We start from the raw sequence: 26,021 nt of genomic DNA, 5'->3' as shown, positions 1-26,021 counted from the left end.
TGTAGCTCCTTTTCAATTTGTTTTCTATGATGTCTATTTTTTAGTTAATCATTGAAGCTCTAGCACCTCCTGATTGGAAAATAGCACGCATTCTTTCTTTTTGACCTTGTGAGAACATCGTCATACATGCATCATTTGTATAATCCATATAATTCATAGTCATATCATTAGAACGACAGTTTACAGTTGGGTATGAAGGACAACCGTAGTTAGGTGCATCAGAAGCTGGTGTATCAGCTACAAAATCGTCTTGACGACATCTTCCATCTCCCCAAATATGACGTAAGTTTAAGTAGTGTCCAACTTCGTGAGTCATTGTACGACCACCGTTAAATGGAGCTTCCACATATCCTGTAGTTCCGAAATACTGAGGTGCACATACTACACCATCTGTAGATAAAGATCCTCCTGGAAATTGTGCATATCCTAAAATTCCTCCACCAATGTTAGCTACCCAAATATTTAAGTGAGTTTGTGGAGTTACTGGTGGGTACGCTTGCTTTACAGCATTACTTGTTCCCCACTCAGCTCTAGAGTTAGCATGTCTAAAAGTACCTGCTAATGTAAATGTAATTTCTGAATCAGCTGCAACACCTGCGAATTCTGCTGGTGTATTACTAGCATCAGAGTTTTGCTTTCTAAAATCATCGTTTAAAACTGTCATTTGAGAAGCAATTTGTGTATTACTAATATTTTGTTGAGAATTGCTATAAACAACATGTACATATACTGGAATATTAATAACTCCTAAGTTATCAGTAGTTCCACCACCACCGGTACCACCACCGCCAGTGTTTCCACCACCGTTTCCATTTCCATTTCCGTTACCACCTTTCTTTCCAGCGATAAACTTTCTAGTAGCGTACTCTACATCATATAATTTCTTATATAATCCTGGGTTCTCTTCGATTTGTCTTTGTAAAACCTGCATAGATTGACATTGATCAGATGGTCCTCTAGACTGTAAGTCAGTCTTTGTTGGAATACTCCAATCGCTCATGTCTACTACAGTTTGTTGTACGTCAATGACATCTTTGTCTTCTGCATTGTTTTGACAGCCTACTAAGACTCCAGCCGCTACAGCTAGTGTTAAAAAAATTCTTTTCATGTTGTAAAAAATTAAAAATATTAGTTAATACTTAACCACCTTTTCCGAAGGCAGTAATTTTTGAAAAAAAAACACCAGATTAACTTTTTAGTTGAGTAATAGTTAAAGAATTATCAATATGATAATTTTTAAAGGGTTTTTTTAACGATTTCGAATATACACTTTTTATGCATTCAAAAAAAAAAAAATAAAAAACAGAACAAAGTCAGTAAAATTAGTAGGGCGTTAACATTTTTTAACAAAATTACATCTGTAAAATTTTAACAAAAACCATGTTAAAACATCAAATTTTAACAAAACACTTTAAAAAACAGATAAATTTAACAACTGTTTTGTCCGAAAAATGAAGAAAAACTGACTACAGAAATCCTCTTTGAAATGATGAGCTTTCATATTCAAATTCTAAAATTACGTTATACTTAGCAATAATTAATTTACCGTTATATTAAAAAGTCAAAGGAAGAAGCATGTTTAACTCTTTAAAAACAAAAAATGCAATTAACTAAAAAAAGCTAATTGCATTTGTTTAAAGTACGGGTGAAGGGAGTCGAACTCCCATGCCTCACAGAACCAAATTCTGAGTTAAACCCTACTATTTGTTTGTTATAAAAACCTAATTTAATAAGGGTTCTATTCTTTCATTTTAAGCTGTTCGATATATTTCGCTTTTATAAGTTGCTCTCTTTTTTGTATAGAAGGTTTTTTATACTGCTTTCTATCTCTAAGTTCTCTTAACAACTTAACATTTCTATGTTTTTTTCTATAACGTTTTATAGCCCTATCAATGTTTTCTCCTTCTTTAATTTTAATTATTAACATAATTATTTAATTTTTCGTTATTATTTCTATCCTAAATATGCTTTTAAAGCATCAGATCTGTATTTTAATCTCCTAATAGCCTTTTCTTTTATCTGTCTTACTCTTTCTCTGGTTAATTCAATTTCTTCACCTATCTCTGTCAAACTCATAGAATCATTTTCTCCTAAACCATAAAACAATCTTATAACGATTGCCTCTCTCGGTGACAACGTGTCTAATGCTCTTTGTATTTCTATTTGCAGAGACTCTAGTAATAGGCCCTTATCTGAATTTGGTAATTCTCCAGAATTTAAAATATCATACAAATTAGAATTCTCACCCTCAATTAAAGGTGCATCCATTGAAACATGTCTTCCAGATATTTTAATAGAGTCTTTAACATCGGTAATAGTCATATCTAACTCGGCAGATATTTCTTGTGCTGACGGTTTTCTTTCTATTTCTTGCTCTAATCGAGCTACAGCTTTATTAATCTTATTTATATTTCCTATCTTATTCAAAGGAAGTCTTACTATTCTAGACTGTTCAGCTAGGGCTTGAAGTATTGATTGGCGTATCCACCATACTGCATAAGAAATAAATTTAAACCCTCTAGTCTCATCAAAACGTTGAGCAGCTTTAACTAACCCAATATTACCCTCATTTATGAGGTCTGGTAGATTTAATCCTTGATTTTGATATTGCTTAGCTACTGAAACCACAAACCTAAGGTTTGCACTAACCAATTTTTCTAATGCTCCTATATCGCCAGATTTAATTCTTTGCGCTAATTCTACTTCTTCTTCAGCAGTTATTAACTCTATCTTACCAATATCTTGTAAATATTTATCTAAAGATCTTGATTCTCTATTTGTTACTTGCTTTGATATTTTTAACTGCCTCATATTTAAAATTTTACACATTTTATATATGAAGCCGTTTTTTTAACTTAGTATATAAAAGAAGTTTATTGAATTACTTCCTTGGGAATAATTCTTTGGTTTTAGATTAAAAATAGTATTAAGTTTTTCTCATAAAAAACCCACTCAAAAGTTGAATGGGAAATTGCTATGAAAAAGAATTTCCAAACGTCTTTGGAAATATTTTAAATATTGTTATAAGATTCTATCTTACTACTTCAACATTAACTGCATTCATTCCCTTTTTTCCTCTCTCAGTCTCATACTTGACCTTATCGCCTTCATTAATGTTATCAATTAATCCTGAATTATGAACAAATATATCCTGTCCAGATTCTGATGAAGTTATAAATCCGAATCCTTTCGAATCGTTGAAAAATTTTACTGTACCTTCTTGCATTTCTATATTTTTAATTATTATTTAATCGTTAAAGAAGAACTATCAGTAGCCCCATAAAACGAAAATACTAACATGTTTATTACTAAACACTTAAAAAAATAAAGTTAATGATGGAATAAAATAAAGAGAAAGCTCAGAAAGTTATTTCAAAATAACACCTTAAAATCAAAAGGTTGTCCAACTCGAACCTCGTAAAGGTAACGCTTTAATTCTGATATACTATTAATTAAGTCAATATTATTCATTTAGCATCAACTTCTACAATCAAAAACTAGAAGCTTAGTCACACAATTTTAAATCCTTTTTTTGTCAAACCCATTTTTAACAAAATAGAAAAATAGCACTGTTTTTTTGATTCAATTAAGTTTTCAAAAGCGTTGTACTTATGTTGTGCTCAATAAAAGAAAAAACCGAGATTTATAAATCTCGGTTTTTTCTTTTAGTACGGGTGAAGGGAGTCGAACCCCCACGCCTCACGGCACTAGATCCTAAGTTTAAAACTCTTATCTTCCCGTTTTATTAACTTCTGATTTACAAAACTTTGAGTTTTTAAAAATGACTCAAATTAATATATTCTATGTACAAAGCTATGTACAATTTTCCATTAAAAAAAACACCTGCTTACCGAACAAACCTGTTTTTACAAAGCTTTAAAAGATAAAATGACTCTGATTAATATTTTATTTAATTTATTCAAACACAGTGCGGGTGTGTATTACAGGTGTTAATCAAATATACTATTTCAAATGAGAAAAGTAAGGTAAAACCTTACTTTAATTACGGTTTCCCACATAGTTAACTTTTTTAATCTTTTTACATTTAAGCCACCCTTTAAAAAAAGTATAAAAGCACAATTTATATCGACTATGCATCTACTGGGTGTATTAAGATGTATTTTATGCATCTATAAACAAGTTAGCCACAAGCTAAAAACCAAAATATGACAACAACCGAAATAAGAAAGAAAATAGCTGAATCACCAGAAAAAGATTGGTTCAATTCGGTTGAAATTACAATTCGATATCCTCACATAGAATTTGAAGAATCATTTAAAGGATTAAGTTCTATTCATAGATTCTTATCAAAGCAAGAAAATGGATGGAAAGAATATTCATCTATTCCAAACGTCCTTAATTCTTCAAAACAACATTTTACAAATCTAAAAATAAGAATTGAAAATTTTGTCAATCTCTATTACAGCCATAATGAGGTACAATTAAACAATATTTGGAGGACAGAACAATCACAATTGCAGAGTAACAATAATTACTTCACATTTGATTCAGTTTATACAAAATTTCTAATTGATTTGTCGGAACGCCTACCAAATTCAGCTAATGGAGCTTTTAACTATCTGATAAGAAAAAATAATAATCTAAATGATATAAATACCTTTATTGGAAGTCTACTAGCTTATGAATTTGAACTAAAGGATAAGACAGGAATAACAGAAAGAAGAAAAAAGGAAAGAGCTTCTCTAAGTAAACTTAAAACGGATTTTAAAAATCAATTAAGTGATACAGAAAGAGATTTGGTTAATCATCTTAAAAGAATTGACAATCTAAAAAACGAAAAGGAGCAACTTTTCACAGATTGGTTTGAGGGAAATGAAGAAAATAAAATCATTGGAGTTAAAACAGAATTCGACAATTTCAAATCCAATAAAGAGTCCATTTTTAATGATTGGTTCGACGGTACAGAAAAAGAACTAGGTGCAAAAAAGAAAGTATCTGACCTTGAACACACTTACGAAGAACTTTTAAGATTAAAAAAACCAGCTGAATATTGGAAAACTAGAGCGACTGATTTGAAAAAAGAAGGTTGGCAAGCTATCCATTGGCTAATTGGAATTGTTGCCTTCGCTTGTGTTACTTTATATCTTTTGTTATGGCTAACACCAGAAGGAATGCTATTAAGTTTCATAAAAGGCAATGCACAAGCAATAAAATGGTCAGTTGTTTATATCACATTTATTTCATTTCTAGCTTTTGGTATAAGAGCGTTGAATAAAGTTGCATTTAGTTCATTCCATTTGGCTAGAGATGCTGAGGAAAGAGAGCAACTTACCTATGTTTATCTAGCTCTAATAAAAGATAATGCAGTTGATGAAAAAGACAAGAATTTAATTATGCAATCCTTGTTCAGTAGAGCAGATACAGGATTACTAAAAGATGACTCTGGTCCAACAATGCCCAACGATATAGCAGGAAAAATATTTGGCGGAAAGTAAAAAGCCAGTGGCTAACAACGTATATAAAAACTGTTGTCATAATACTAAAAAATGAAAGAAATATTTAAAAACATCGTCTCTGAGGAAAAGTTAAACCCAGATTTTAAGCTACTACAAACAGGTAAACAACTTGACCCTGCCAAACTTTTAATCGAAGAAATATTATCCGAAATGGAAGATAATGATGGAAACTTTATCCAACAATTTCAAACTACAGGTTTCAATTCAAGACTTTGGGAAATTTTTCTATTCAAGTTTTTTAAAGAAAATGGTTTTAGCTTCGACAATTCTTATAATCGCCCAGATTTTCACGTTGAAAAAGATGGATTCGATTTCTTTGTAGAAGCAAGTTTATCTAATGAAGTACCCGAAGAAAAATTTACCCAAGAATTTATTCTCGAAGCTGAAAAAAACAATGATTTAGAAGTACAGAAAGAATTAATTGAGCATTACATTATGCGAATGGGAAGTGTATTATATTCTAAACTACAGAAAAAATACTGGGAACTTGATTGGGTTAAGGGAAAACCATTAGTTTTAGCGATAACACCAGCTCACAATTATTTGGCGAATTTTCTACCCGATGCCAAAATAATTGAATATTTATATGGTCTAACTTATGAATCAAAATCAGAAGAAGAACCTCATATCCCTAAAAAAATAGTTAGAACTGAAAATCATAAATTTGGAGAAAAAGAAATTCCACCTAACTTTTTTTCATTACCAAATACTGAAAATATTAGTGCAGTTATATTTACTAACAATAGTGATTTACATAAATTTAATAGAATGGGTTATCAGAGTGGAATTTCTGATGAATTAATTATAATGGAAAGAGCTGGTTTAGCATTCGATCCAAATCCAAGCGCTAAACCTGTAAAGTTTGCACAATCTATAATTCCAGGAGATATAAAAGAAGATTGGAATGAAGCAGTTAATATATTCCATAACCCAAATGCACTAATTCCCCTACGAAGAGACTTGTTTAAAAACATTAGACAAACTTGGATTGATAAAAATGGAAGTTTAGATGGAACCATGCCAATATTCTATCCTTTTAATTCAAAAACTTTACCTGTAGGTCTGAATTTTGGATAAAATACTTATGACAGCAATTTATAACCAATTAACGCCTAAAAAATCTAATCCAAAAATACCGTTAAATTCAAACATCACAATCTAACGTGTCATCACAAAAAAAACAGTGAAAATCTAGCGTGCCTTACACCATCAACCCCTTATTTTTAAAGAGATTTACCAAATTGAAAAAGTAGTTTCTATGTACAAACCTGTGTACATACAAATTAATCTCAAAAAAAGCATAAAAAAAACGCTTTAGAATTGATCTAAAACGTTCACTTTCAATTAGTACGGGTGAAGGGAGTCGAACCCCCACGCCTCACGGCACTAGATCCTAAGTCTAGCGTGTCTACCAATTCCACCACACCCGCGTGTTTTTGAATTGTGCCTGCAAATATACACAAACAAATCAAATTTCATAGGCAAAAACTACAAAAGAGTTATTTTTTTTCATTGCTATTACTATTCCTTTCAATATCAAGTAGCTACTGGTCTTTTTAATTTATTTTTCTAGTAATTTAACCCATCTTTATCACTAATTCACTCAAAGCAAAAGGAATGTGTAAAAAAAAAATTAAATTCGCATAACATTCATTTTACACTTACATAATGGAAACCATTCAATCTTATATAGAAAAAAACAAACAACGTTTTATCAACGAATTGGTCGATTTATTAAAAATCCCATCAATTAGTGCAGACCCAGCCTACAATCAAGATGTATTAAATACAGCAGATGCCATCAAAGAAAGCTTAGAAAAAGCTGGTTGTGATAAAGTAGAAATCTGTGAAACACCAGGATACCCAATTGTATACGGTGAAAAAATTATTGATCCGAATTTACCAACAGTTTTAGTATACGGTCATTACGATGTGCAACCTGCAGATCCAATTGATTTATGGACTTCACCTCCTTTTGAGCCGGTAATTAAAAAAACCGACATTCACCCTGAGGGAGCAATTTTTGCACGTGGTGCTTGTGATGATAAAGGACAAATGTATATGCACGTAAAAGCTTTAGAATATATGACCCAAACTGGGAACTTACCATGTAACGTAAAGTTTATGATTGAAGGAGAAGAAGAAGTAGGTTCTGAAAGTTTAGCTTGGTTTGTTCCTAGAAACAAGGAGAAATTAGCAAACGACGTGATTTTAATTTCCGATACAGGAATGATTGCTAATGATATTCCATCAATTACTACAGGTTTACGTGGATTGAGTTATGTAGAAGTTGAAGTAACTGGACCTAACAGAGATTTACACTCAGGATTATACGGAGGAGCTGTGGCGAATCCAATTAATGTGTTAAATAAAATGATTGCATCTTTACATGATGAAAACAATCATATTACTATTCCAGGGTTTTACGACAAGGTAGAAGAGTTATCTCGTGAAGAACGTGATGAAATGGCTAAGGCTCCATTTTCTTTAGAAGACTATAAAAATGCTTTAGATATTGATGATGTATATGGAGAAGCAGGTTATACTACCAATGAACGAAATTCTATTCGTCCTACTTTAGATGTTAATGGAATTTGGGGAGGTTATATTGGTGAAGGGGCCAAAACGGTAATAGCATCAAAAGCATATGCTAAAATTTCAATGCGTTTAGTTCCAAATCAAGATTGGGAAGAAATTACCGAATTGTTCAAAAAGCATTTTGAAAGTATTGCTCCTAAATCGGTGAAAGTAAAAGTAACACCTCATCATGGTGGACAAGGATATGTAACACCAATTGATAATATTGGTTATCAAGCTGCAAGTAAAGCATATCAAGAAACTTTTGGAGTAACACCAATACCACAAAGAAGTGGAGGTAGTATTCCAATTGTAGCTCTATTTGAACAGGAGTTAAAAAGTAAGACGATTTTAATGGGATTCGGATTAAATTCTGATGCAATTCATTCACCAAACGAACATTTTGGGGTATGGAATTACTTAAAAGGAATTGAAACTATTCCATATTTCTATCAATATTTTACAGAATTATCTAAATAGAGTATAGAAATTTAATCATATTCAACCTATAAAAAAGCTCACTATCTACTTGAAAGATAGTGAGTTTTTATTTTTAAAAACATACATCCAAAAAACGAATATTTGCCATTTTCAACTTATAGTTTATTAACCACTTTAGTCAAATTCATTCCGAAATTATCCACATTCTATACAATCCTATCCATGTTAAAATATTGTTAACTAATTTTCATTAGTATCGTTAAATATTTTGATTTTCAATAACAAAAACTACAAAAAAATACATTTAAACCATTGAAAATCATTTTTAAATAAAAATATTTTAAAAATGAAAAAAATAATTACTTTACTAACAGTAGTCTTTTTAAGCTTTTCTACAATCAGTATAGCGCAACAAAAAGAGGGTGTTTGTACCACTTCAAAAGTGATGAATGCACATTTTAAAAAATACCCCGAAAAGTATCAGGAGTTTTTAAACCTCAACAATTTTACAAAAAACTACAAACAACCCCAAAGTACTTTACAAGGAAAATCAGCCGCTCCACAAATTATCATTCCAGTAGTTTTTCATATTTATGGAAGAACCCAAAACGGAAGTACTGTAACCAACGAAAAAATTATTAATTCATTGAATATGGTGAATGAAGATTTTCAAGGGTTGAATCCTGATTTTGATACTGTTGACCCTTTGTTTGAAGGAAGAAAATCCAAAACAAACATCACTTTTAAACTGGCTGCAATAGATCCAAGTGGAAATCCTACCAATGGAATCATCGACCATGCAGCTGCCGGTGGACAAGGAAACTATAATAGTCCCATTGTTACACGAGATGCTTGGGATAATTATAAATACATGAATGTATATATTACTGCAGATATTCATGATGACGGAAAAGACAACAACTCCGGAATTGCATGGTATCCAAGTAAAACCGATTCTGATTCAAACAGAGCAAGAGTTGTTTACAACGGTCGTTATTTAAAAGGCAATACCGATGACGAGTTCGCTTCTATTTTAACGCATGAATTTGGGCATTGGCTAAATCTATTACACACTTTTGAAGGAGGATGTAGTAGCTTAACACAAGATTTTGTAGAGGATACTCCACAAGAAGACAAAGCATCTAACGATGATGGATGTATGGTAGGAGCTACAGATTGTGGAGATTCTTTAATCAATTATGAAAACTATATGGGTTATGATTCTTCTGGTGGATGTGCTAAAATGTTTACCAAAGGACAAACCGATAGAATGTATGCTGCTTTAAATCATTCAGCACGTTTTCCATTATGGCAAAACGCCAACTTGGTTGCTACAGGTACTGGAGGAAGTTTAGCTGTAACTCCAAGAATGCATGATGGAAACTCATGGGAGGAAAACACAACTTCCATTACGGTATGCCCAGGAACCAATGTTAAAATAGGAATGCAAAACGTTGGTTTACAAAATGTAACTTTAATTGCTCCTAACGGAACAAAAGATAAAACTCCAGACGGAAGTACCTATTGGAATATTAATAATGCTCAGGAAAGTGATGCTGGAACCTACTTGATAAAATACGAAAACACCAATGGAGATGTTGGTTTTGGTGTTGTTCAATTAAATGTAGGATTTAATTTAGTTTCATGGTTAAAAATAAACGATTTAGCTTGGTATAGTGGCAATCAAATTAAGGCTTGTCCTGGTTCAAATATTAATATTGCTACGCCTTCAGGTTTACTAGGAGCAAAATCTTTGCGATTACCTAACGGAAATTTACACACAACTCCAGACAACGATGGTACCTGGACTTTTAATAATATTACAACAGCCAACGCTGGAGTATACACCCTAATTTATGATTTAGGAGGATGTAGTTATACAACACAAGTAGAAGTTATTACCGAAAATAAATTAACTCCATGGGTTGCATTGAACAACAGTTGGGTTCAAAGAGATTTTGTAGAAGCTTGTGTTGGAGAAAAAGTACATTTAGGAATGCAAAACATAGGTCTTCAAAATGTAACTATTACTGGACCTAACAATTTCTTTGATGATACTCCTGATTTAGGCACTGGATTTGAATTTGCCAGCTTAACCGAACAACAATATGGGAAATATACGATTACTTGGAATGATCCTGCCTCTTGCTCTGGATCGGTAGACTTGTTTATTCGTCCTAAAAAAAGTGCACTAGATGCATTTGTTAGAGATAACGGCAATAACTGGTCTAGAAGCAACACCATATTTGCATGTACTGGAGATAATATTGCACTTGGTACTACAAATTCATTAGAAACCCAGTACTTAAAACTTATCTACCCAAACGGAACTATAGATACCACTACCGATGGAAATGTATTTTGGGCTTTAAACAATCTTTCAGCATCTGATGAAGGAATCTATAAAATCGAATATTCAAATGGTCAATGCTATTCTGAAACTACCATTCTTGTAAAAGTAGGAATTGAAGACTTATCTAACAAAATTCAATACCAATTAAACAATGCCGTATTTACCAATGCATCTAATAATTCATTAACTATTAATGAAGGAGATGGTATTCGTTTAAAAATCCCACAAAGTTTATTCAATGGAACAATCGCTTGGACGGGGCCGAATAATTTTACTTCCAATGCGAATACTATTGAAATTACCGATGATGCTAAGCAAAACTTACATCAAGGAATGTATACTGCAACGGTAACGAGCACCAATGGATGTAATGATGTCAATGCTACTCAAACAGTAAACTTTACCATTAATTTTGATGGAGGTACTACTGATACCGAAGCTCCTTCTGCTCCTACGAATCTTGTAGCTTCTGATATTACTACAACCTCTGTAACTTTAAACTGGACAGCATCAACCGATAATATTGGAGTTACCAATTATGAAGTATTTAGAGGAAGTTTAAGTTTAGGGGTAACAAACTCTACATCTTTTAATGTTAGTGGACTTAGTGCAAATACAGGATACTCTTTTACCGTAAAAGCAAAAGATGCCGCTGGAAACACTTCCGCAGAAAGCAATCAAGCAAACATTACTACTTTAGCAGAAACCGATACTCAGGCTCCTACTGCCCCATCTAATCTTTCAGCTTCAAATATCACAACAACAAGTGTTGACTTAAATTGGACTGCTGCTACAGATAATGTTGCTGTAACAAGCTATACCATTTTCCAAGACAATACCAGTATTGGAACTTCAGCGAACACTACGTTCTCTGTAAACAATTTAACGGCAAATACTCAGTATACTTTCTCTGTAAGAGCCAATGACGCTGCAGGAAATCAATCTTCTTTAAGTAACACAATTGATGCAACTACTCTAAACAACACAAATCCGACTCCAACGTATTGTGATGCCTCAAATGATCAAAGTGGCTTACATATTACAAAAGTAGAATTTGGAGATATCAACAACACTACAGGGCATACTCCGTATGCTAATCACACCAATCTTTCCAATACAATAAGTTCTGGAGACACCACAGCCTTAACAATTAACCTAAACAACGAGCATTGGACATATAATGCTGTTGGGGTATGGATTGACTGGAATAACAATGGAAATTTTGAAGATGCCGGTGAAAATGTGTATTCTAAATTTGCTGCAGGACCTTATAATACAAATATCACCGCTCCAAGTGGATTAATAGCAGGAAGTTCATTAAGAATGAGAGTAAGAGCAGGATATGGAAGTGCTTCTAAAATTACACCTTGTGGAACAGACACTTACTTAGGAGAAGTAGAAGATTATACTATCATAATCGGAAGTTCAACTGCAGACACACAAGCACCAACTATTCCTTCAGGATTAGTAGCTTCTAATATTTCAAACACCTCTCTTAGTTTAAACTGGAATCCATCTACAGATAACATAGCCGTAACAAGCTATACGGTGTATAGAAATACTACCGTAATAGGTAATGCTACGACAAACTCTTTTGATGTTTCAAACTTAACAGCAAATACTACTTACTCATTTTATGTAAGAGCAAATGATGCTGCTGGAAATCAATCTGACTCTAGTCAAAGCATTAGTGTTACTACTACAAACACCAACCCTCCAAATGATGGAAATGTTGTATATGTAGATATGGCAGATGTTACGATAAACTCAGGAAATACATGGAATCCTTTCCAAATTGAAGAAGCAGATGAAAAATATTTCGGACCATGGTATTCAGGAGGTGCTGTTAGACTCGTATCCTATGGTAAAAATGTTGTTTGTGAAAATACGACAAGTAATGTTTCATTTATCTCAGATGGTGTTATAATTGATGCTAACAGTAATTTGAGAAGTGATTCCCATTCTTTCACTGTTAGTTCGGCAAGCCATACCAGCTGGAATGGTAAATCTGGATATATCGGATTTAGTTATACACTAAACAACAATACACATTATGGTTGGTTCTATGTAACCGTTTCTAGTAATGGTTCTTCTATAACTTTTAAAGACTATGCCTACAATACAATGGCAGGAGAAGGGCTTACTACTAAAAGACCAACAGAACAAAATAAAACGAACAACTCTGAAAACGTTAGTAATCATAATTTACCTATGATAAAATCGTATCCAAATCCTTTTAATCATCGAGCAACTATCGATGTAAGTTCTTTAGGGAATACAGGTTTCAAATTAGATATTTTTGACATCACAGGAAAGCAAATCTATTCTAAGAATTATCTTAAAAACCCAATAAAAATAACTGTCGGAGAACAAATTAAGGCTACTGGAGTGTATTTTGTTAAGTTTCAATCTAACCACAAAAACAAAACTTTAAAAATCATCAAATCGATGTAAATAGGTTTGTTTAGTTAACTAGAAAGTCGCTCTTAGGAGCGACTTTTGTTTTATAATTAAAAAAGTACATTACAACACGATATACCATGTAGTTCTAAACCACAGTGAGTTTTTTTGAGAACTATCTAACAATTTTCCTAAGCGATAGTCTAAACCAAATTCAAGTTTATCCTTCTTACTCAATTGATATCCTAAATAAGGAGATAAACGTACCTCTAAATCTTCTTCGTTAAATTGATATAAATATTCATTAGAAAGTTTGATATACCATTCTTTTACATCTACTTTTTCACCGCTCAATGCTTTTTGTAAGGTAACTCTATAACGAGTCCTAAATTGTGGAGTTACATGCGTTTGAAAAAACTGCTCCATTCCAAAACGATGAGCGAGTTTTAATCCATCAAAATTTTGAACTATATTAAAATGCTGTAATAAGCGGTGTATAGTTTCTCCTTCTTTAAAGCGAAGAATATACCCAACATTTACAGATTGATTCAAATCCGTTTTCATTGAAAAAATGGTAGAAATATCTACTAAGTTATGCGTAAACTGAAAGTCATCTTTATATATCACTTCTCTTGCTTCAATACTGTTTACCCATTTTGTCTTATCCGATAATTTTAATGATGCATTTACTTTTGGTAACCAACCTCCTGTAAAACTTGACTGACAATTCCCCACAAAACTCCCTCCTAAAAAAAGTACTAATAATAATTTTTTCACCATACTAAAACTCTAAATTATCTGTGTTTTGAGGAGCAAACTGCAATTCTTTCATAATGCTTCCTTTACTATCGAATAAGAACTCATATTTCACATAGCTCTTTTTTACTTTTCCTTTTACAATTAGTTCATATAAAGGCAATGATTTTTCATGATGGGTTTCTAAATCAAAAACTGCTGTATACATTGCGCTTTCATCGCCAGTATATTGAATTTGCGTTTTTTTGATTTTAAATTTTCTAAATCGCTCTCCTAAGGTTTTTCTAATTTTCAGCTGTACTTCCTTATCCAACTCAGAAAATTTCACTTTGATTTCTACATCAATAATTTCTCCCTTTTCTGAAAACTCAATACTATGTTTTCTCTTTTTATAACACACCTTCGCTTCAAAGGTTTTTCCGTCTTGACTTTCCTCTGCATACCACTTAATCTTTTCCTTAAATCCCCACATTTTTATAATATGCTTCGAAAGTTTAGGTACTTTAACCGTATCTACACGGTATTCTCTCTCAAACTTCTGTTGAGCAAACACTGAAGTTTGTACTAAAAACAGTAGAAAAAAAAGTCTTTTCATCTTTTTAAATTTTCTTCAAAAATAAAAAATATCATTTTTTAATTGCTCTACATTTGTAGAATCAAAATTTATTTCTACATTTGTAGAGTAAATTCTAAACATGTAGAAATGCAGTTATCAAAAACCGAAGAGCAAGTAATGCAATTGTTATGGAAATTAAACAAAGCCTTTATGAAAGATTTATTGGCTGAATTTCCAGAACCAAAACCAGCAACAACTACTGTTGCTACCTTATTAAAAAGGATGAAAGACAAAGGTTTTGTTGATTATAAGCTATACGGAAAATCTAGAGAGTACTTTCCTTTAGTTAAGAAATCAGATTATTTCTCTAAGCATGTTAACGGATTAATCAAGAATTTCTTTAACAACTCTGCGAGTCAGTTTGCATCATTCTTTACTTCTGAAACGAATTTAACCGTAACCGAATTAGAAGAATTAAAAAAATTAATTGATAATCAAATAGAGCAACAAAAGAAATGATCGCGTATTTATTAAAATCGGCATGTTGTTTAGCATTCTTACTAGCGTTTTACCATTTGGTTTTAGAACGTGAAAAAATGCATCAGTTCAATCGCTTTTATTTACTAGGAAGTGTATTATTTTCGTTCTTAGCTCCTTTGTTTATTATTTATATTCAAATCCCCGCATCGGAAGTTATAGAAATTCCATTGACAGCAAATGAGCCCGTAATTCTTACAGTAGAAGAGATTACTCAAAACGACACTCTAAACTATTGGAATATCGCTTTAGGTGTTTCTGTTATTGTTTCACTGTTGCTAAGTATTCGTTTTGGAATAAACCTTTTTAAAATCTTTAGAAAAGTTCGTACCAACACAAAACTTAAAGTGGAGAGAGCAATATTAGTATTGGTAGAAGATACAATTAGTCCGCATACTTTTTGGAATTACATTTTCATTAATAAAAACGAATACAACTCACATAAAATAGAAGACGAATTGTTTACGCATGAACTCACACATGCAACGCAAAAGCACACTTTTGACGTATTACTTATTGAAGTCTTGAAAATTGTGTTTTGGTTCAATCCATTATTCTATTTCTTAAAAAGATCTATTCAATTAAACCATGAATTTATTGCTGATGAAAAAGTAATTAATTCTTATAAAAATATTTCTGAGTATCAATATTTATTACTGAATAAAGCTGCTTGGAACAACGACTATTACTTGGCCAGTAATTTGAATTATTCATTAACAAAAAAACGATTAGTTATGATGACTACTAAAACATCGAAAGTCAATAATTGGCTAAAAAAAATAGCGGTAATACCGTTACTCATGGGAAGTCTTTACGTTTTTGCAGAACGTGTTGAAAAACATGACGCAAAGATTGAAACTTCGAAAGAAGAAATGCTTGATAATAAAAGTGTAAATCTAAAAGAAACACAACCAAGTATAGCTATAACAGATTCTATTCCTAAAGTGAAAAAAATTGTAAATCGTAAGAAAGGATATTTTACGTATACAGCAAAAGATGGGACCGTTGTTTCTAAGAAAATTTCTGAGCTAACGGAAGAAGAAAAGAAAATGATTCCACCTCCGCCAGTACCAAAAGCAAAAATAAAAGGAACTAAAGTAGCTAAAAGAGTAAAAGTTGCCGAACCAGTAGAAGTTGAGGTAATTGAGGTTCCAAATAAAACACAAAAGAAAGCAAAGGCTCCTAAGCCTTTGAAAAAGACTAAGGAAGCAAAAACCACTCAGGTAAAAAGTCCTGAAAAACCAAAAAAAGGCTGGCATTATGTTAACAACCAAACCCTGTATTTTATAAAAGATAAAAACGGAACTAAATATTTTAATCGCTGGGGGCAATTGGTCACCAAAGAAGGTAAGGTTATTAATCAAAAACAAACACAATCAAACAACACTGCTCCTAATCAAAATTCTAGCAATACTTCTAAAGACACTGAGGTAGCTGGTGAGTTTAGAAGAGTGCACCTACCGCCTCCACCGCCAAAAGCAGGTTTCCCTAAGGTAAAAAAAGGAGATGTTACTAACATTCCTCCACCGCCACGTAGAATCAGACCAGAAGAATACGTCAAAAAACACAAAAAAGCCACCTTTTATTTTAATAACAAAAAGGTAAGCTACAAAAAAGCTCTAAGGTTAGTAAAAAAAGAAAAATTATTGCAAATTTCAACTCAAGAAGACCAAGGGAAAAAAGTAATAAAATTTGTTACTAAAAAAGCTGTTGACAAAGGTTTGGTTTATAAAAACAAACAAAAACCATCTAACAATGAGGTTTTAAATTTATTTCAAAACTCTAATGAAAACATTAGTTATTATTTAGATGAGAAAAAAATTAGCAAACTAGCTCTAGAAAAAATGAATTCTGATGACATTACAAGCATTTCTGTAAAGAGAAATAAAGACAACTCAAAATCCATATACCTAATAAGTAAAAAATAAAATTATGTTAAAAGCCTCACAATGTGAGGCTTTTTTGTAACATTTTTTTAAAATACTCGTTCTTACAGTATAAGCTTATTTTACATGATCAAAGATTTTTTCCTCCTATGCTCGGGTGTGGACCAAGATTTAATTAAAAATTGTTCCAACGGAGAGCAGAACAAGTATGCCGGTATTGGCGCAACCGTTTTCTTTACAGCTTTAATGGCAGCCATTGCCTGTAGTTATGCACTTTACACTGTTTTTGATAATATTTATACTGCAATCTTTTTTGGGATTCTATGGGGGTTACTCATTTTTAATCTCGATCGTTTTATTGTTTCTACCATAAAAAAAAGAGATAAAAAAAGACAAGAAATTGTTCAGGTAATTCCGCGTTTATTACTTGCTATGATTATTGCGGTAGTCATTTCAAAACCATTAGAACTTAAAATATTTGAAAAGGAAATAAACCAGGTATTACTCACCGAAAAGAATCAAATGACCTTAGATAATAAGGCACAAATAGCGCAACAGTTTACACCTGAAATAACTGCGTTAAATACAGAAATTTCATCTTTAAAAAATGAAATCGACACCAAGGAAACCGAAGTAAATACTTTATACGAAACTTATATAGCAGAAGCAGAAGGACGAAAAGGGACCAAACTTATTGGAAAAGGTCCAGTTTACAAAGAGAAAAGAGACAAACACGATGCTGCTTTAAAAGAATTAGCACAATTAAAAACCGACAATGGAGCAAAAATCAAAGTAAAAGAAGAGGCTATTGCTAATTTAATACAACAACAAAAAGATTCAGAATCTAAAACCCAACCAATTATTTCTAATTTTGACGGACTCATGGCTCGTGTAAATGCTTTAAACAAGTTACCATGGCTACCTTCATTCTTTATTTTTTTATTGTTTTTAGCTATTGAAACTGCTCCTATTTTTGCAAAACTAATTAGTTCAAAAAGCGAATATGATTTCAAGTTTGAGAATCAAGAATCTTTAGCTAAAACATGGATTCAACAACAAGTACATCAACGAGAAGCATTATTGCAAACTGATATTGATTTAAACAATAAAATATATTCCGATTTAAAAACCGAAGAAGAAATTTACAATTACAAACAGAAAATGGCACGAAATTTAATGAAATTACAAGCCGATTCTTTTTATAAGAATCAGCAAAAAATTTTATAAGGGCTTGATACTTTATGGTTTTATCTTTTTTTTTATTTTTGTTTGCTGAAAACTAAAATGAAATAATTGCATGAAAAAACTAAACCCCGTCGTTTTTATGATGGCGTTGTTGCTATCTGTTAATATATTAGCTCAGGAGCAACAAAATCTATCCTCACTTACAGTACCCCAAGAACTTATAGAAAATGCAGATGCCATTATTAGAAATAATGAGCTAACTATTACCGTTGAAGGAGTAGACAAAATGGTTGTTAAACAATTAAGAATTATTACTGTTTATAATGAACAAGGAAAAACTCATGTGAATGCCTATGAACATTATAATGACGACACAAAAATCACTAAACTTTCTGCTATAATTTATGACGCTTTAGGTAAAAAGATAAAGAAATATTCAAAAGGAGATTTTCAAGATGTAAGTGCCATTAGTGGTGGTACTTTATATTCCGATTCGAGAGTAAAATATCTAGAATATACACCTACCTCATATCCATACACCGTTGTATTTGAATCTGAATATAAAAACTCTTCTACAGGATTTATTCCTAAATGGTTTCCCATTGAAAGTTATAATCTAGCAGTTGAAAAAAGCAGTTATATTATCAACAACCCAACAAACATTTCTTTTCGAAAAAGAGAAAAACAATTAAAAGGTTATAATATCGAAAACTTATCTTCTGCCAACACTATACATTATACACTGACCAATCAAGAAGCTATAAAACCAGAAGGATACACGGTTAACTTTGATGATCTAGTTCCTAATGTCTCAGTATCTTTCGACTCTTTTAGTTTGAAAGGAGTTAAAGGGAATGCTAAGAACTGGAAAGACTTTGGTTTGTGGATGTACAACAACCTAATTCAAGGAAGAAATGAATTGACTCCTGCAACAGTTGCTAAAGCAAAAGATTTAGTGAAAAATGTAGAAGATCCAATTGAAAAAGCCAAAATTATTTATGACTACGTACAAAGTAAAACAAGATACATTAGTGTACAGGTAGACATTGGTGGTTGGGAACCTATTGCTGCCAATAAAGTAGATGCAGTTGGATATGGTGATTGTAAAGGATTAACCAATTACACTCAAGCCTTATTAAAAGCGGTTGGTGTTGAATCACACCACGTTATTGTTTACGCTAAGAATAAACAAAACATAGACAAAAACTTTACTTCTCTTCAAGGGAATCATATGATTTTATACATTCCTAACGGAGAAAATGATGTTTGGTTAGAATGCACCAGCCAAACCATGCCTTTTGGTTTTTTAGGTGATTTTACCGATGATAGAGATGTATTAGTAGTAACTCCAGAAGGAGGTGTAATCAAAAGAACACCTGTTTATATTAACAAAGACAACCTACAAACTGTTAAAGCAAACATTGAATTACTACCAAACGAAAACATTAGAGCATCTGTTGAAAGAAAATCATACGGAACTCAATATGATCAAAAATACCAAATAGAATCGTATACAAAAGACAGACTAGAAAAGTATTATAAAAACTATGTTTGGGACTACAACAACAATTTAACGCTTAATAGTATTAAACATACGAACAACAAAGAAAAAATTGAGTTTACCGAAAAATTAAATGTCTCAATAGAAAGCTTTGCAACTGCAAAGGATAGCAGTTACTTGTTTAAATTGAATGTTTTTAATAGAGTAACTGGAGTTCCTAAAAAATATAGAAAAAGACAAAGACCATTAGAAATAGACAGAGGGTTTACCGACAAAGATGAGTTCACCTTTACCATTCCAGAAGGCTATACAATTAATGGATTACCTGAAAATAAGAACATAACTAACAAATTTGGTGTATACGCCTTATCTTTTGAAAAAACTGATGAGAATACTATTAAATACACACGTGAATTTTCATTAAAAAAAGGTGTTTACCCAAAAGAAGATTACAAAGCTTATAGAAAATTTAGAAAAACCGTAGCTAAATACGATAATTTAAGAACAGAATTAATCAAACAATAATAATTACTATGAAAAACGTATTAATCATTTTCACTTTACTGTTTGCTATAACAAGTAAAGCCCAAGAAATGAAATTTGGAAAAGTTTCAAAACAAGAAGTGGAAGAAAAATTTTACCCACTTGATTCTACTGCAGACGCAGCCTACTTACTAAAAAAAAGAAAAACATCTTTCAAATACGATCTAAACGAAGGATTTATTGTGGTAACCGAGTACCACGAGCGTATTAAAATTTACACAAAAGAAGGTCTTGATTATGCTACTAAAAAAATAAACTACTACAAACCAAAAACAGGTAAAAGACAGGAAATAAACGGTTTAAAAGCCTATACATTTAACCTAGAAGACAACGATGTTGCTAAACTAAAATTATCTAAAAAAGATATTTTTGATGAGCGTTTAAACAAGTACAGAGGTCAGAAAAAAATTACCTTCCCAAATGTTAAAGAAGGAAGTGTAATTGATGTAAAATACACCTTAAAATCGCCTTTTTGGAGTATTAAACCTTTGAATTTCCAATATGGAATACCCGTAATCAATCTAGATTACACTGTAAAAATTCCAGAGTATTTTCTTTTTAACAAAACTTCTAGAGGATACTTTAATGTTCCTTTAAAAGAAGCTAGTCAAAGAGATCAAATTAACTTTGGGGCAAGAGGTAATTTAGGATACACCCAAAAGATATATACTTTTAATAAAAAAAATATTCCTGCTTTAAACGATAGAGAACCATACGCTGGAGTTATTAATAACTATAGAGGTGGAATGGAATTTGAACTTTCAGGTACTCGATTCCCACAATCAATGTATAAAAACTATGCTACCAATTGGGTAGATGTTTGTAAAAACATTTATGATTCTAAAAGTTTTGGAGAAGAGCTTAAAAAAACAGGATATTATAAAAACGATTTAACTCCTATTATAGCTGCAGCCAAAACCAATTATGAAAAAGCTGCATTGATATTCCAATTTGTAAAATCAAAAATAAAGTGGAATGATTACAATGGAAAGTATACAGAAGAAGGTGTAAAAACAGCCTATAAGGAAGGAGTAGGTAATGTTGCCGAAATCAATTTAGTTTTAACCTCTATGTTACGTTCATCTGGTTTAGATGCGAATCCGGTATTGGTTAGTACAAAAAACAATGGAATTCCATTATTTCCAACGTTAGATGGATTCAATTATATAATAGCAAAGGTAAATTTCCCTAATGGAAAATACGTCTTACTAGATGCTACTGATAAATACAGCTTACCAAATGTCTTACCTCATAGAGCTTTAAACTGGTATGGACGAGAGATTTTTAAGGGAGGTAGTTCTAAAGAAGTAAATTTAGTACCTACAACTCACTCTAAGAAAAGTTCTATTTTACACGCAAAAATAGACGAGCTTGGAGAAGTAAGCGGAATGTACAGAAAGTCATTAAGTGGTCATTCAGCAATGTATTTCCGTAAAAGCAACAATTCTAAAAAAGAAGAAGAAATGACTACTTCTTTAGAAGAAGATAATAATATAGAAGTTGAAGATTTTAAGGTGGTTAATATGGACATCTTAGGTAAACCTGTAAATCAAACCTTAAAATTTACAAGTGAAGATCTTATTGAAGAAATTAACGGAAAGTTATATTTTACTCCATTCTTTTTTCTTGCAGAAGATGAAAACCCATTTAAATCGGAAGAAAGACATTTCCCTGTAGACTTTGGTGTGCCATGGAAAGAACAAGCTACAATTTCTATTACAATTCCAGAAGGATATACAGTAGAATCGTCTCCTAAAGCACTTGCTATTGGTTTACCTGAAAACTTAGGAGTTTTCAAATACATGATTGGAGTACAAGGAAATAAAATCAAAGTTTCATCTGTAACGCAATTCAACTCACATTTAATTAATCCTCAGCACTACACTGCTTTGAGAGATTTTTATAAACAATTAGTAGAAAAGCAAACAGAAAAAATTGTTTTGGTGAAGAGTAATGAAAAGTAAATATTTAATCCTACTCCTAATTATTGTTACGAACGTTTTTTCTCAAAAGAAAAAATCTACTAAAGTCGGTAACATTGAGCTTACTGACCTTACAATGAAACAATATAATAAAGATACAACAGCCGAGGCTGTTGTTCTTTTTGAACATGCGAATTATTATCTCGATGAAAAAAGAGATTATAAAAATACTACCGACTATTACTTTAAGATCAAAATCTTAAAAAAAGAAGGTACCGATAGGGCTACTATTAAGATTCCTTTATTTGAGAAAGAAAAACTTCATTCTCTAAAAGCAATCACTTATAATCTTTCGGATAACAATCAAATACTCAAAACATTCTTGCTAGACAGTAAAGTTTACAAAAAGAATATAAATAGTAGTTGGAGAGAGGTAACTTTTACCTTACCGAATGTTAATGTTGGAAGTATTATAGAGTACCAATACTCTGTGACATCTCCCTATTCACAAATTGATGACTGGTATTTTCAATCAGACATTCCAAAAATTAAAAGTGATCTCACCGTTTCAATTCTAGCAAATTGGAAATACCACGTAAGAATTGTTGGTTATCTAAAGCTGAAAGTTAATAATCCTTCAGTAAAAAGAGGCTGTATCTATATCCCTAGAATGGGAGAAGGAGACTGCTTACTATTAAATTATAGAATGGTAGATATTCCTGCCTTTAAGGAAGAAAACTATATGCTGAGTAAAGAAAACTTTATTTCTAAGATAGCTTTCGATCTTCAATCCTATACAAGTCCAAATGGAGGGATTAAAAAATTCACTAAAAGTTGGAAAGATGCAGACAGAAGTTTAAAATCAGATTTTTTAGACAATCAAAGTAGTAAAAAGAAGTTTTTCAAAAAACAGCTAGCTCCTAGCCTTCTTTCAAATTCAAATGAATTAGAAAAAGCCAATGAAATATTTGATTTTATCCAAAACCATTTTACTTGGAATGAAAAGTACTGGCCTTCGAAAAAAGTACGCGTAAAAGAAGCTTTTGAAAACAAATATGGAAATGTTTTTGATATCAATTTAGCATTATACAACTCTTTACAAGCGGCTAAAATTGAAAGTTATTTAGTTCTTACTTCTACAAGAGATAAAGCGATTCCTACAAGGCTACATCCAGTTGTAAACGATTTTAACTATTTACTTGTCAAAGCTATTATCAATGATAAAACATATTATTTAGATGCTTCAAATAAGTACTTACCTTTCGGTTTGGTGAGAAGCAATGCTTTAAATGGAGATGGTCGTGTAATGAACTTTAAAAAAGGGAGTTATTGGGAAACCATACAGCAAGATGAAAAAACATTTAAGAATATCAGTTCACAATTAAACTTTAACGAAGAAGGTGAATTAACTGGTGTTTTAACAATATCAACGAATGGTTATTTTGCCGTTAACCAAAGAGCTAAAATAAATTCAAAAGGTGCTGACAATTATATTGAGCATTTTGAATCAGAACACCCAACTTTGGAGGTAGGGAAATTTGAACATATAGATTTAGATCAAAACAGCAAACCTATGCTTCAAAAGTACAATGTAACTTTTGACAAAATAGATATCAGTAAAAGTTTTAGACTCAATCCTTTTTTGATAGAGAAAAAAACAAAAAACCCTTTTAAGTTAAATAAAAGAGAATATCCTGTTGACTATGGGTTTTCAAGAAAGAACACTTATCATTTAACATTACAAATACCAGAAGGGTTTACAGTAAAACTACCTGAAGACAAGTACATTTCTCTTCCTAACAAAGGAGGAAAATATCGTTTAATTTATAAAAAGAAAGACAATCAAGTAAATGTATTTGCTGAAATAAGCATCAACAAAAAATTATACAGTACCGAGGAATATTACTATTTAAAACAATTTTATAATAAAATTATAAAATCTCAAGATGTATATATTGAATTTGAAAAAGAGAACGATTAATCGTTCTCTTTTTTTTATAGCGCAATTGTATTCGAATTTTTGACTTCGCCAATCGTAAATGTACTATGCGTACTTCCTATGTGTTTTAATGCGGTTAGTTTGTTTACCATAAATTCACGGTATTCATCCATATCCTTTACATAAATTTTAAGAATATAGTCATACTCTCCACTTACATGAAAACACTCGGTTACTTCTTCTAACCTATTAATTTCTCTTTCAAAAACTGCAATATATTCTTTGGTATGCTTTTCTAATTTTATATGACAAAAAACTAAAAATGACTTATCAATTTTATTCTTATTGATAAGTGCTACATATCCTTTTATAACACCTTCTTTTTCCAGTTTTTTAATTCGTTCATAAACTGCCGTAACAGACAAGTTTAATTCCAAAGACAACTGCTTTGTTGTTTGCTTACTATTTCCTTGTAATAAATTAATTAACTTTTTGTCTTTATCATCTAACTTCATTCTGAAATATTTTCTACAATAACACTTCTTTTAATATTCTAAATGGGTTTTAAACCATTAATATCGTTAAAAATAGAAAAAACAACTATATTAAAGCTAATTAATTGATTTTAATTCACATATTATTCATTTTAGCAGTCTCAAAAACAACAAAACAAACTCTAAATATGGAATTTAAGCCCGCTAATAACATTCAAGATTTACAATACTTTGGAGAATTTGGAGGTGTAAACCCTTCTATTTCCGATTCATCTACCTATACCTTCATGAAGGCAAAAACAATGTTTGACACTTTCGAAGGAAATACCGATGGATGCTATTTATACTCTCGTCACACCTCTCCTTCTAATCTATATTTAGGAGAAGCTTTAGCAGCTATGGAAGGAACGGAAACTGCAAACGTAGCTGGTTCTGGTATGGGAGCTATAACCCCAACCATTTTACAAATTTGTGGAAATGGTGACCACCTTGTTTCAAGCAGAACTATTTATGGAGGAACCTACGCTTTTTTAAAGAACTTTACTCCTAGAATGGGAATAGAAACTTCATTTGTAGATATCACAAAATTAGATATTGTAGAAGCATCTATAAATGAAAACACAAAAATGATTTATTGTGAAACCGTAAGTAACCCATTACTAGAGGTCGCAGACATTAGAGGTTTGGCTAGCCTAGCTAAAAAATACAATTTAAAATTAGTAGTAGACAATACTTTTTCTCCACTATCAATTTCTCCAGCACAATTAGGTGCTGATGTGGTTATTCATAGTTTGACAAAATTCATTAATGGGTCTTCAGACACTATGGGAGGAGTAGTATGTGGATCTGCTGAGTTTATCAACTCTCAAAAAAGTGTTATTGACGGTGCTAGTATGCTTTTAGGTTCTTCTATGGACTCTTTACGTTCTTCTTCTATTTTAAAAAATATGAGAACCTTACACATACGTATAAAGCAACACAGTAACAATGCTGCTTATCTAGCAGAAAAATTCGAAGCAGATGGGTTAAAAACTGTATATCCTGGTTTAAAATCACATCCTTCACACGAAATCTTTAAATCAATGATGAATAATGAATATGGTTTTGGAGGAATGCTTACCATTGATGCTGGATCTTTAGACAAGGCAAATGAACTAATGGAACTCATGCAAGATCGCAATTTGGGATATTTAGCAGTAAGTTTAGGTTTTTATAAAACTTTATTCTCTGCTCCAGGTACTTCTACCTCATCTGAAATTCCAGAAGAAGAACAGGCAGAAATGGGATTAACTGATGGACTAATTCGTTTTTCTATTGGATTGGATAACGATATCGAGCGCACCTACCAAATGATGAAAGAATGTATGTTAGAAGTAGGAGTCTTAGAAACTGAGGTAACTGTTTAACATCGACATCGATATTATAAAATAAAAAATCCAGCTATGAGCTGGATT

Annotated in this window: 18 protein-coding genes and 1 tRNA gene; 11 read left to right on the top strand and 8 right to left on the bottom strand. The window is 31.7% G+C overall.

Features of this window, described 5'->3' with window-relative positions; genetic code table 11:
• Positions 1-40: 40 nt before the first annotated feature.
• From Q0873_RS10095 to Q0873_RS10080, 4 genes are all read right to left on the bottom strand, one after another.
• The gene (locus tag Q0873_RS10095) at positions 41-1,108 is read right to left on the bottom strand and encodes a zinc metalloprotease (protein ID WP_299106742.1); all 1,068 of its coding nucleotides are present in this window, start codon (positions 1,106-1,108) and stop codon (positions 41-43) included.
• Between the two features lie 630 nt (positions 1,109-1,738).
• A complete protein-coding gene (rpsU, locus tag Q0873_RS10090) occupies positions 1,739-1,927 on the bottom strand; it encodes a 30S ribosomal protein S21 (RefSeq protein ID WP_299106740.1) in 189 nt (62 codons plus the stop codon).
• Positions 1,928-1,953: 26 nt separating this feature from the next.
• Positions 1,954-2,811: an RNA polymerase sigma factor RpoD/SigA gene (locus Q0873_RS10085; protein WP_299106738.1), complete on the bottom strand. Its 858-nt coding sequence runs from the start codon at positions 2,809-2,811 to the stop codon at positions 1,954-1,956.
• A 220-nt stretch (positions 2,812-3,031) separates the two neighbouring features.
• On the bottom strand, positions 3,032-3,226 hold the full coding sequence (locus tag Q0873_RS10080) for a cold-shock protein (RefSeq protein ID WP_299106735.1): 195 nt from the start codon (positions 3,224-3,226) through the stop codon (positions 3,032-3,034).
• Positions 3,227-4,166: 940 nt separating this feature from the next.
• Between Q0873_RS10080 and Q0873_RS10075 the strand changes: the two genes are divergently transcribed.
• Positions 4,167-5,456: a DUF6161 domain-containing protein gene (locus Q0873_RS10075; RefSeq protein ID WP_299106732.1), complete on the top strand. Its 1,290-nt coding sequence runs from the start codon at positions 4,167-4,169 to the stop codon at positions 5,454-5,456.
• Between the two features lie 51 nt (positions 5,457-5,507).
• Positions 5,508-6,554 carry a hypothetical protein gene (locus Q0873_RS10070; RefSeq protein WP_299106730.1) on the top strand — a complete coding sequence of 349 codons (1,047 nt, stop codon included), beginning with the start codon at positions 5,508-5,510 and terminating at the stop codon, positions 6,552-6,554.
• 271 nt (positions 6,555-6,825) lie between these two features.
• On the opposite strand, the gene Q0873_RS10065 is transcribed toward Q0873_RS10070, so the two are convergent.
• Positions 6,826-6,907 (bottom strand) — tRNA-Leu (locus tag Q0873_RS10065).
• 238 nt (positions 6,908-7,145) lie between these two features.
• Here Q0873_RS10065 and Q0873_RS10060 point away from each other — a divergent pair.
• Together Q0873_RS10060 and Q0873_RS10055 are read left to right on the top strand one after the other, a co-directional pair.
• Positions 7,146-8,534 (top strand): dipeptidase, encoded by a 1,389-nt coding sequence (locus Q0873_RS10060; RefSeq protein WP_299106728.1) that lies wholly within the window; start codon positions 7,146-7,148, stop codon positions 8,532-8,534.
• Positions 8,535-8,841: 307 nt separating this feature from the next.
• Positions 8,842-13,302 carry a M43 family zinc metalloprotease gene (locus tag Q0873_RS10055; RefSeq protein ID WP_299106726.1) on the top strand — a complete coding sequence of 1,487 codons (4,461 nt, stop codon included), beginning with the start codon at positions 8,842-8,844 and terminating at the stop codon, positions 13,300-13,302.
• Between the two features lie 69 nt (positions 13,303-13,371).
• Here Q0873_RS10055 and Q0873_RS10050 read toward each other — a convergent pair whose 3' ends face one another.
• Positions 13,372-14,028: a DUF2490 domain-containing protein gene (locus Q0873_RS10050; RefSeq protein ID WP_299106724.1), complete on the bottom strand. Its 657-nt coding sequence runs from the start codon at positions 14,026-14,028 to the stop codon at positions 13,372-13,374.
• A 1-nt stretch (position 14,029) separates the two neighbouring features.
• A complete protein-coding gene (locus Q0873_RS10045) occupies positions 14,030-14,599 on the bottom strand; it encodes a hypothetical protein (protein WP_299106722.1) in 570 nt (189 codons plus the stop codon).
• Positions 14,600-14,707: 108 nt separating this feature from the next.
• Between Q0873_RS10045 and Q0873_RS10040 the strand changes: the two genes are divergently transcribed.
• From Q0873_RS10040 to Q0873_RS10015, 6 genes are all read left to right on the top strand, one after another.
• The gene (locus Q0873_RS10040) at positions 14,708-15,079 is read left to right on the top strand and encodes a BlaI/MecI/CopY family transcriptional regulator (protein WP_299106721.1); all 372 of its coding nucleotides are present in this window, start codon (positions 14,708-14,710) and stop codon (positions 15,077-15,079) included.
• Positions 15,076-17,025: a M56 family metallopeptidase gene (locus tag Q0873_RS10035; protein WP_299106718.1), complete on the top strand. Its 1,950-nt coding sequence runs from the start codon at positions 15,076-15,078 to the stop codon at positions 17,023-17,025. The genes Q0873_RS10040 and Q0873_RS10035 overlap by 4 nt, the downstream gene beginning before the upstream one ends.
• Before the next feature lie 84 nt (positions 17,026-17,109).
• Positions 17,110-18,210, top strand: a complete 1,101-nt coding sequence (locus tag Q0873_RS10030) for a DUF4407 domain-containing protein (protein WP_299106716.1) — start codon at positions 17,110-17,112, stop codon at positions 18,208-18,210.
• A gap of 70 nt (positions 18,211-18,280) precedes the next feature.
• Complete coding sequence (locus tag Q0873_RS10025; RefSeq protein ID WP_299106714.1) at positions 18,281-20,194, top strand: DUF3857 domain-containing protein; 1,914 nt, start codon at positions 18,281-18,283, stop codon at positions 20,192-20,194.
• A gap of 8 nt (positions 20,195-20,202) precedes the next feature.
• Positions 20,203-22,176 (top strand): DUF3857 and transglutaminase domain-containing protein, encoded by a 1,974-nt coding sequence (locus Q0873_RS10020; protein ID WP_299106712.1) that lies wholly within the window; start codon positions 20,203-20,205, stop codon positions 22,174-22,176.
• A 94-nt stretch (positions 22,177-22,270) separates the two neighbouring features.
• Positions 22,271-24,115, top strand: a complete 1,845-nt coding sequence (locus Q0873_RS10015) for a DUF3857 domain-containing protein (RefSeq protein ID WP_299106710.1) — start codon at positions 22,271-22,273, stop codon at positions 24,113-24,115.
• A 14-nt stretch (positions 24,116-24,129) separates the two neighbouring features.
• On the opposite strand, the gene Q0873_RS10010 is transcribed toward Q0873_RS10015, so the two are convergent.
• On the bottom strand, positions 24,130-24,588 hold the full coding sequence (locus Q0873_RS10010) for an Lrp/AsnC family transcriptional regulator (protein ID WP_299106708.1): 459 nt from the start codon (positions 24,586-24,588) through the stop codon (positions 24,130-24,132).
• Between the two features lie 167 nt (positions 24,589-24,755).
• Between Q0873_RS10010 and Q0873_RS10005 the strand changes: the two genes are divergently transcribed.
• Positions 24,756-25,973: an aminotransferase class I/II-fold pyridoxal phosphate-dependent enzyme gene (locus Q0873_RS10005; RefSeq protein WP_299106706.1), complete on the top strand. Its 1,218-nt coding sequence runs from the start codon at positions 24,756-24,758 to the stop codon at positions 25,971-25,973.
• The last annotated feature ends 48 nt before the right edge of the window (positions 25,974-26,021 follow it).

The sequence above is a fragment of the uncultured Tenacibaculum sp. genome, assembly GCF_947498805.1.
In the GTDB taxonomy this organism is placed as follows: Bacteria; Bacteroidota; Bacteroidia; order Flavobacteriales; family Flavobacteriaceae; genus Polaribacter.
This window is presented reverse-complemented; position numbering and strand designations above follow the sequence as displayed.